Here is a 9501-nt window from a genome sequence, read left to right on the forward strand (position 1 = left end):
CGGCCCGACCTCCGCTCGTAGCCCTGTGGATCACCGGCGTGCGATGGCCGGCCTCCAGGGGGAGGCGAGAGCACCGCTGGATGCTCGTGGCAGCCATCATCACATTGAAGTTCTCCCCTCCCTTCGCAAGCTCAGGAAGGGGATTCCTGTCTACCTTGCGGTGACAGGCTTGACGGTTTTAGTCGCCCTGCGACCGCGCCTTCCGGCGGCCGGGACCTCCACGCTGATGTGGCCGATCCGGTACAGGTGCAAGATGTTCCGGGCTGCGTTCCAGTCGGCGGTGTCTTCGCGTGCAGTCGGTGGTACGGCGCGGCTGGTACGGCGTGCGGGCGGTGCCCATGGGTCCTCCGGAACGGTGGCTGCGCGTGGGTGGTGCGGGCGCCGGTGCGGGTCGGTATGGCCGAGATTTGGGAGCGCTCCATTGGGAGCGCTCCCAAAGGCATAATGAAGGTCCACCGTTCCCGGGAGGAGTGTCAAGGGAACGAACGCTGTGAGTCGGTGCGACTGACGGTTTTGCGACACCGGTGAGGGAAGGGTGCGATGGGCGCGGGCGGACGGCACGGCGACCGGCCGACGCTGGACATGGTCGCCGCACGAGCGGGTGTCGGGCGGGGCACGGTCTCCCGTGTGATCAACGGTGCCCCCCATGTGAGCCCCCAGGCGCGGGCGGCCGTGGAGGGCGCGATCGCGGAGCTGGGGTACGTGCCCAACAGTGCCGCCCGGGCGCTCGCGGCGGACCGCACCGACGCGATCGCCCTGGTCATCCCCGAACCCGAGACCCGGCTCACTGCCGAGCCGTTCTTCCTGGACATCCTCCGTGGTGTGAGCGCGGAACTGGCGTCCACGGACATGCAGTTGCTGCTCATGCTCATCCGCACCCCCCAGGAGCGGCGGCGGCTGGCCCAGCACCTGGAAGCCCGCAGGGTCGACGGCGTGCTGCTGGTGTCGGTGCACGAGGACGCGCCGCTGCCCGGCCTGCTGGAACGGGTGCGGGTGCCGACGGTGCTGAGCGGGCGGCGGTCGGAACGGGAGTGGATGTCGTACGTCGACGCCGACAACGTTGGCGGCGCACGGTCGGCGACGGAGCACCTGCTCGGGCTGGGCCGTCGGGCTGTCGCCACCATCACCGGGCCGCTGGACATGTACGCCGCCCGCTGTCGCCTGGACGGGTACACCCAGGCGATGGACGCTGTGGGCCCCGGTGCCGACGCATCGCTCGTGGCCCACGGCGACTTCACGGAGGAGGGCGGGCGCGCCGCCATGCGGGAGCTGCTGGCGCGGCACCCGGGCGTCGACGCCGTCTTCGCCGCGTCCGACGTCATGGCCGGCGGCGCCCTGCACGTCCTGCGTCAGACGGGGCGACGCGTGCCCGATGACGTGGCGCTCGTCGGCTTCGACGACTCGATCATCGCCCGGCACGCGGACCCGCCGCTCACGAGCGTCAGACAGCCGACCGAGGAGATGGGCCGCACCATGGCGCGGGTGCTGTTGGAGGAGATCGAGTCCCGCAGCGCCACCCGGCGGCACGTGGTGCTGTCGACGGAACTGGTGCTGCGCCAATCCGCCTGAGCATGAAGCCGGGGAGGCCGCCCCGCCCCCTGCAGGTTCCGGGTTCTTGATCGACGACCAGCCTCGGCGGGACGAGCGACGACCCCTGTGGCGGACGCCATCCCGCGTGCGCCGGGGCGGGTGAGAGGCGGGGCTGCCGCCGTCGGCGCGGTAGCCGGTCGCTTCGCCGTCCCGTGATGACCGGGCTGTGGGGACACCCGTGTTACGTCGCGGCCGGCATCGTGGGACGGGGTGGTCGCCGCGCAGCCGCCACGCATGTGACGGGCCGTCATCCCTCGGTCCGGGCGTCGGCAGCGCCGCTGGTTCATATGCGTCCTGACCTGGTCCGCACTCGGCCGTGGCGGGCGATCCCGCAGCCCAACGGCCTGCTCTGGCCGACCTGTTCGCAGAGTGCGGCCGGGGCGATGCCCTTCCTTCGTCCGGGGCTTGCGTGAACACGCTGTTACGCCTTGATTCCGTCAGGGCTCTTCACACCGGTGTCGCGGCTTGTTATTTTCCTCAGCGCGATTGGGAGCGCTCCCACGGTCAACTCGGTTCCCTTCCACCGGAGTTGTGGCATCGGGTGGGAGGAAGCCGTGCGGATCTTCCGGAACGGGCGGCGCGTCCCGGTGCAGTACCACCGCATCAGAAGCGCACCGGTCTGCGGGGCGGGCACCACGGAGTCTTTGAAGGGCGCGGTCGTCAGTCAGCACAGGTCGCACGCGAAAGGGGGTCGGCTGCTATGGGACCTGGCCGATCACGAACCGGGGGAGCGCGGCTGCTGGAGCACGCTCTACCGGATCGCCCACGAGACCGACGGCCACGGCCACACCACCACCGGCCCCGCCGACACCGCCACGGTGACCGTGTACGCAGGCGGCGCCCCCGTCACCGGCAGCGGACCCTGACAGACCCCTCGGGTGCGGGAGATCCTCCCACTCCCGCACCGGACAGACCTCCGGCAGCCGATTCCCGCGCAGGCGGGACGCTCCCTCCCCACGCTCTTTCCTCCCTGTTGCCGGGCGCACCAGCGGTGGCCCGGCGACCAGCCCGCACACGGCGCGGTGTGTCGCGGCTCCACCGGCGCGTGGTGAAACGCAAGGCCGCGTCACGCGCCAGAAAACCCCCACGGAAGGAACCATCGGTGAAGAACCTCCAACGCCCCTCCAGATCCCGGCTCAACCGCAGTCTCTCGGTGCTCTCGGCGCTCGCCCTGGGCTCGGCGCTGGCCGTGGCGCTCACGCCGCAGTCCGCGTCTGCCGCCACCCGGGTCGACAACCCGTACGTGGGGGCGAAGGCGTACGTGAACCCGGAGTGGTCCGCGCACGCTGCCGCCGAGCCCGGTGGCAGCGCGGTCGCGAACACGCCCACCGCGGTGTGGCTCGACCGTATCGCCGCCATCAACGGCGTCAACGGCGGCATGGGTCTGCGCGACCACCTCGACAAGGCACTGTCCCAGGGCGCCAACCTGATCACGCTGGTGATCTACGACCTGCCCGGCCGGGACTGCGCCGCCCTCGCCTCCAACGGCGAGCTCGGACCGAACGACATCGACAAGTACAAGACGCAGTACATCGATCCGATCACGTCGATCCTGTCCGACGCGAAGTACGCGGACCTGCGGATCGCCACGGTCATCGAGCCCGACTCGCTTCCCAACCTGGTCACCAACGCCGGCGGCACCAACACCACCACCGACGCCTGCACGACCATGAAGGCCAACGGCAACTACGAGAAGGGCGTCAGCTACGCCCTCGCCAAGCTGGGCGCCCTCTCGAACGTCTACAACTACATCGACGCCGGCCACCACGGCTGGCTGGGCTGGGACACCAACCTCGACCCCTCCGTCCAGGAGTTCGCCAAGGTCGCCACGACCAACGGCGCGAGCGTGAGCGACGTGGCCGGCTTCATCGTCAACACGGCCAACTACTCGCCGACGGTGGAGCCGTACTTCAAGGTCACCGACACCGTCAACGGTCAGACGGTGCGCCAGGCGAAGTGGGTGGACTGGAACCAGTACGTGGACGAGCAGTCCTACGCCCAGGCGCTGCGCAGCAAGCTCGTCGCGGCCGGCTTCGACTCCGGGCTGGGCATGCTCATCGACACCTCCCGCAACGGCTGGGGCGGTACCGCCCGGCCGTCCGGTCCCGGCCCGCTGACGTCGGTGGACGACTACGTCAACGGCAGCCGTATCGACCGGCGCATCCACGTCGGCAACTGGTGCAACCAGAGCGGTGCCGGCCTCGGCGAGCGGCCGACCGCGGCGCCTGCCGCCGGGATCGACGCCTACGTGTGGGTCAAGCCGCCGGGGGAGTCGGACGGTGCCAGCCAGGCCATCGCCAACGACGAGGGCAAGGGCTTCGACCAGATGTGCGACCCCACGTACGGGGGCAACGCGCGCAACGGCAACAACCCCACGGGTGCGCTGCCCAACGCGCCGCTGGCCGGGCACTGGTTCTCCGCCCAGTTCCAGCAGTTGCTGCAGAACGCCTCCCCGCCCGTCTCGGGCGGTGGTGACGGCACCCCGGACACCACTGCTCCGAGTGCGCCGTCCGGTCTGACGGTCTCCGGCACCACGGACATGTCGGTGTCGCTGAGGTGGTCGGCGTCGACGGACAACGTGGGTGTCACCGGTTACGACGTCTACCGGGCGGGGACGAAGGTCGGGAGTACCACCTCGACGTCGTTCACGGACACCGGCCTGACCGCCTCCACCGTCTACACCTACACGGTCAAGGCGAAGGACGCCGCCGGGAACGTGTCGGCGGCTTCCGCCGCGGTGGCGGCCACCACGCAGTCCGGCGGTGGCGGCACCGGCACGGGAGCCGTCAAGGTGCAGTACAAGAACAACGACTCCGCCCCGGGTGACAACCAGATCAAGCCCGGTCTGCAGGTGGTCAACACCGGTACGACGTCGCTGGATCTGTCGAAGGTGACCTTGCGCTATTACTTCACCGGCGACGGCGGCGCGAGCACGTACAGCACGTCGGTGGACTACGCGGCTCTGGGGTCGTCGAACGTGACGCAGAAGGTGGTGGCGATGTCCAGCCCGAAGGCGGGTGCCGACCACTACCTGGAGGTCGGGTTCACCACCGGTGCCGGGTCCTTGGCCTCCGGCAAGTCGACGGGTGACATCCAGAGCCGGTTCAACAAGACGGACTGGTCGAACTTCAACGAGGCCGACGACTACAGCCGCGCCACGAACACGGCGTACGCCGACAACACCAAGATCGCCGTGTACGTCGACGGCACCCTCGTCGCGGGCATCGAGCCCTGACGGGGCCCCTCGGGTGCGGGAGCCACGCCTTCGCCCGCACCCGAGGCAGCCCACGAAGCAGCCCGGCCGCGCCTCTCCCGTCTCGCCCCGCTCCGGGGCGCGGCCGGGTCCCGGAGCACGGCGCCACCACCAGGGTGGCGCCGTGTCCGGATCCCCTCGCCTCCCCACCGGACGGCACGTCCGGAAGCCCCCCATTCCTTCCGAGGAGATGTCATGTCCACCCCAATGTCCCGCAGGCGGTTCGCGGTCGCGATCGGCGGAGCCGTTCTCGGGGCGGCCGTCACGCCCACACTCGCCAGAGCGGCCACCCCGCCCACGGCCACCCCGGCCGCCGCCGCGGCCGCGGCCGACGACCCCTACACCACGGCCTTCCTGACCCAGTACAAGAAGATCAAGGACCCGGCGAACGGCTACTTCAGCTCCGCGGGCATCCCGTTCCACTGCGCGGAGACGCTGATCGTCGAGGCTCCGGACCACGGCCACCAGACCACCTCGGAGGCGTTCAGCTTCTGGTTCTGGCTGGAGGCCACCTACGGCCGGGTGACCGCCGACTGGACGCCGTTCAACAACGCGTGGGCCACGGCCGAGAAGTACATCATCCCCACCCACGCGGACCAGCCGAGCAACGGCTCCTACAACCCCGGCGCCCCGGCCACGTACGCCCCGGAGTGGCCGGAGGTCAACAAGTACCCCTCCGCGCTGGACGGCACGGTGGCGGTCGGCCAGGACCCGCTCGCGAACGAGCTGAACTCGGCCTACGGTATGCCGGACGTCTACGGGATGCACTGGCTGCTGGACGTGGACAACGTCTACGGCTACGGGAACACGCCGGGCACCGGCGGGGAGAACGGCCCCACGGCCACCGGTCCGTCCTACATCAACAGCTACCAGCGTGGCGCGCAGGAATCGGTGTGGGAGACCATTCCGCAGCCGACCACCGACCTGTTCAAGTACGGCGGTACGAACGGTTACCTCGACCTGTTCGTCAAGGACAGCAGCTACGCCAAGCAGTGGAAGTACACCAACGCCCCCGACGCCGACGCCCGCGCGGTGCAGGCGGCGTACTGGGCCTACCGGTGGGCCTCGGCCCAGGGCAACGCGTCGGCGGTCTCCGCGTCCGTGGCCAAGGCCGCCAAGATGGGCGACTTCCTGCGGTACTCGCTGTTCGACAAGTACTTCAAGAAGGTCGGCAACTGCACCGACCCGCACTCCTGCTCGGCCGCCAGCGGGCGGGACTCCGCGCACTACCTGCTGTCGTGGTACTACGCCTGGGGCGGTGCGGAACCGGGAGGCGGCTGGGCCTGGCGGATCGGTGACAGCGCCGCGCAGCAGGGCTACCAGAACCCGCTCGCCGCCTGGGCGCTGTCCAGCGTGCCCAGCCTGACCCCGAAGTCGCCGACCGCCCAGAGCGACTGGTCGAAGAGCCTGCAGCGGCAGCTGGAGTTCTTCCAGTGGCTGCAGTCCGCGGAGGGCGCCATCGCGGGCGGCGCCACCAACAGCTGGGACGGGCAGTACGCCACCCCGCCGGCCGGTGACACCAGCTTCTACGGCATGGCCTACGACTGGCAGCCGGTCTTCCACGACCCGCCGAGCAACAACTGGTTCGGCTTCCAGTGCTGGTCGATGGAGCGGTTCGCGGAGTACTACTACGTGTCCGGGAACGCCACCGCCAAGGGCATCCTGGACAAGTGGGTGAAGTGGGCCGTCTCCCAGACCACGGTCACCGCCACCGACTTCAAGATTCCGTCCAACCTGAACTGGACCGGACAGCCGGTCACCTGGCTGAGCGGTTCGTCGGGCGGCAACACCAACCTGCATGTGACGGTCGTGGACTACAGCAACGACGTCGGGGTGGCCGCCGCGCTCATCAAGACGCTGACGTACTACGCGGCGAAGTCCGGCGACACCGCTTCCGCCGACCTCGCCAAGAAGCTCCTGGACGTGATGGCGACCTTCGCCGACGCCAAGGGCATCTCGACGCCGGAGACCCGGAAGGACTACAGCCGGTTCGCCGACCCGGTGTACGTGCCGTCCGGCTGGTCCGGCAAGATGCCCAACGGCGACCCGATCAACTCCAACTCCACCTTCATCTCCATCCGCTCCTGGTACAAGAACGACCCGGACTGGCCGAAGGTCCAGAAGTACCTGGACGGCGGGGCCGCGCCCACCTTCACCTACCACCGCTTCTGGGCGCAGGCCGACATCGCCATGGCCTACGCGGTCTACGCCGAACTCATCGTCGGCGGAGGCACGGGCACCGGCGACACCACACCGCCGACCGCCCCGACGAACCTGGCGGTCTCGGGAACCACGGACACGACTGTGTCCCTGACGTGGACGGCGTCGACCGACGACGTGGGCGTGGCCGGCTACGCCATCTACCGGGACGGAGCCCTGGCCGGCAGCTCGGCCACCACGTCCTTCACCGACTCCGGGCTCAAGGCGTCGACGACGTACACGTACACGGTCAAGGCCAAGGACGCCGCCGGCAACGTCTCGGCCGCCTCCGCCGCGGAGACCGCCACCACCCAGGCCGGCGGCGGCACCGGCACCGGGGCGTTCAAGGTGCAGTACAAGAACAACGACTCCGCCCCGGGTGACAACCAGATCAAGCCCGGCCTGCAGGTGGTCAACACCGGCACCGCCCCGCTGGACCTGTCGACGATGACCCTGCGCTACTACTTCACCGGCGACGGCGGCGCGAGCACCTACAGCACCAACTGCGACTACGCGGCCCTGGGCTCGTCGAACATCAAGATGAAGGTTGTGGCGATGCCCAGCCCGAAGGCCGGTGCCGACCACTACCTGGAGGTCGGCTTCACCACCGGTGCCGGATCCCTGGCAGCCGGCAAGTCGACCGGTGACATCCAGACCCGGCTGAACAAGACCGACTGGTCGAACTTCAACGAGAGCGACGACTACAGCCGCGGCACCAACACCGCCTACGCCGACACCACCAAGGTGACCGCGTACGTCAACGGCACCCTCGCGTGGGGCACCGAGCCCTGATTCCCCCGGCACGCCTCGGCGACGAGGCGTGAACGGCCCCTGATCGTCACACGACCTCCGGGCCGGAGCCTCGCCGGTCCGGAGGCGATGCCCGGTCACCTCCGGGGAGAAAGGACACCACACGCATGTATCCATCATGGAGACGTCTGCGCACGGCCGCATGGGCGGGCACGGCGGCCGCCCTGCTGCTCGGGTCACTCGCCGTCGGCACACCGTCGGCCTCCGCCGCCACGGCGACGGACTGCACCCAGTGGGGGACCACGTCCCTGCAGGGCGGGGAGTACATCTACCAGCAGAACGAATGGAATTCGACGCTCACGCAGTGCGCGAGCATCGACGACGCGACGGGGGCGTGGTCCGTCACTCAGGCGAATTTCAACACGGGCACCAACGGGGCGCCGGCCACCTACCCGTCGACCTACAAGGGCTGCCACTGGGGCGTGTGCACCACCGGCAGCAAACTGCCGATCCAGGTCGGTGAACTGGGCAGTGCGACCAGTTCCTGGTCCACCACGCAACCGGACGCGGGCGCCTACGACGTGGCCTACGACATCTGGTTCAACTCGACACCGACCACGGACGGGCAGCCGGACGGCACGGAGCTGATGATCTGGCTCAACCACCGCGGCAGCGTCCAGCCGTTCGGCGCCAAGACCGGCACGTCCGATGTCGCCGGCAAGTCCTGGGACGTATGGACCGGCAAGCAGACGTCCTGGAAGATCATCTCCTACGCCCTCCAGGGCGGCGGCACCTCCTTCACCGACCTGGATGTCAAGGCCCTGATAGACGACGCCGTGGCGCGCGGCTCCATCAACCCGGCGCACTACCTGATCGACGCCGAGGCCGGATTCGAGATCTGGCAGGGCGGCCAGGGGCTGGCCACGAACAGCTTCTCGTTCTCGGCGAGCCCCAAGGGACCCGGCACCCCGGACACCACTGCTCCGAGTGCGCCGTCCGGTCTGACGGTCTCCGGCACCACGGACACGTCGGTGTCGCTGAGGTGGTCGGCGTCGACGGACAACGTGGGTGTCACCGGCTACGACGTGTATCGGGCGGGGACGAAGGTCGGCAGCACCACCTCGACGTCGTTCACGGACACCGGCCTGACCGCCTCCACCGCCTACACCTACACGGTCAAGGCGAAGGACGCCGCCGGGAACGTGTCGGCGGCTTCCGCCGTGGTGGCGGCCACCACGCAGTCCGGCGGTGGCGGCACCGGCACGGGAGCCGTCAAGGTGCAGTACAAGAACAACGACTCCGCCCCGGGTGACAACCAGATCAAGCCCGGTCTGCAGGTGGTCAACACCGGTACGACGTCGCTGGATCTGTCGAAGGTGACCTTGCGCTATTACTTCACCGGCGACGGCGGCGCGAGCACGTACAGCACGTCGGTGGACTACGCGGCTCTGGGGTCGTCGAACGTGACGCAGAAGGTGGTGGCGATGTCCAGCCCGAAGGCGGGTGCCGACCACTACCTGGAGGTCGGTTTCACCAGCGGTGCCGGTTCCCTGGCCTCCGGCAAGTCGACGGGTGACATCCAGAGCCGGTTCAACAAGACGGACTGGTCGAACTTCAACGAGGCCGACGACTACAGCCGCGCCACGAACACGGCGTACGCCGACAACACCAAGATCGCCGTGTACGTCGACGGCACCCTCGTCGCCGGC

At 69.3% G+C, this 9501-nt stretch carries 5 protein-coding genes; all 5 read left to right on the plus strand.

The genetic code is table 11. The features are described 5' to 3' along the window. Nucleotides 1-540: 540 nt before the first annotated feature. A complete protein-coding gene (locus tag SRB17_RS13190) occupies nucleotides 541-1569 on the plus strand; it encodes a LacI family DNA-binding transcriptional regulator (protein WP_153537839.1) in 1029 nt (342 codons plus the stop codon). Nucleotides 1570-2144: 575 nt separating this feature from the next. Further along, a complete protein-coding gene (locus SRB17_RS13195) occupies nucleotides 2145-2456 on the plus strand; it encodes a hypothetical protein (RefSeq protein ID WP_153537841.1) in 312 nt (103 codons plus the stop codon). A 305-nt stretch (nucleotides 2457-2761) separates the two neighbouring features. Continuing rightward, complete coding sequence (locus SRB17_RS13200) at nucleotides 2762-4825, plus strand: glycoside hydrolase family 6 protein (protein ID WP_153538391.1); 2064 nt, start codon at nucleotides 2762-2764, stop codon at nucleotides 4823-4825. Nucleotides 4826-5038: 213 nt separating this feature from the next. Further along, the gene (locus SRB17_RS13205) at nucleotides 5039-7834 is read left to right on the plus strand and encodes a glycoside hydrolase family 48 protein (protein WP_153537843.1); all 2796 of its coding nucleotides are present in this window, start codon (nucleotides 5039-5041) and stop codon (nucleotides 7832-7834) included. A gap of 125 nt (nucleotides 7835-7959) precedes the next feature. After that, on the plus strand, nucleotides 7960-9501 hold a 1542-nt coding region (locus tag SRB17_RS13210), incomplete at its 3' end, for a GH12 family glycosyl hydrolase domain-containing protein (RefSeq protein WP_153538393.1).

The sequence above is a fragment of the Streptomyces sp. RB17 genome (assembly GCF_009604455.1).
Classification (GTDB): Bacteria; Actinomycetota; Actinomycetes; order Streptomycetales; family Streptomycetaceae; genus Streptomyces.

Bases quoted from the DNA above. Each gene is read 5' to 3' on its own strand.
- SRB17_RS13190 (WP_153537839.1), top strand. From the start codon at position 541: ATGGGCGCGGGCGGACGGCACGGCGACCGGCCGACGCTGGACATGGTC.
- SRB17_RS13205 (WP_153537843.1), top strand. From the start codon at position 5,039: ATGTCCACCCCAATGTCCCGCAGGCGGTTCGCGGTCGCGATCGGCGGA.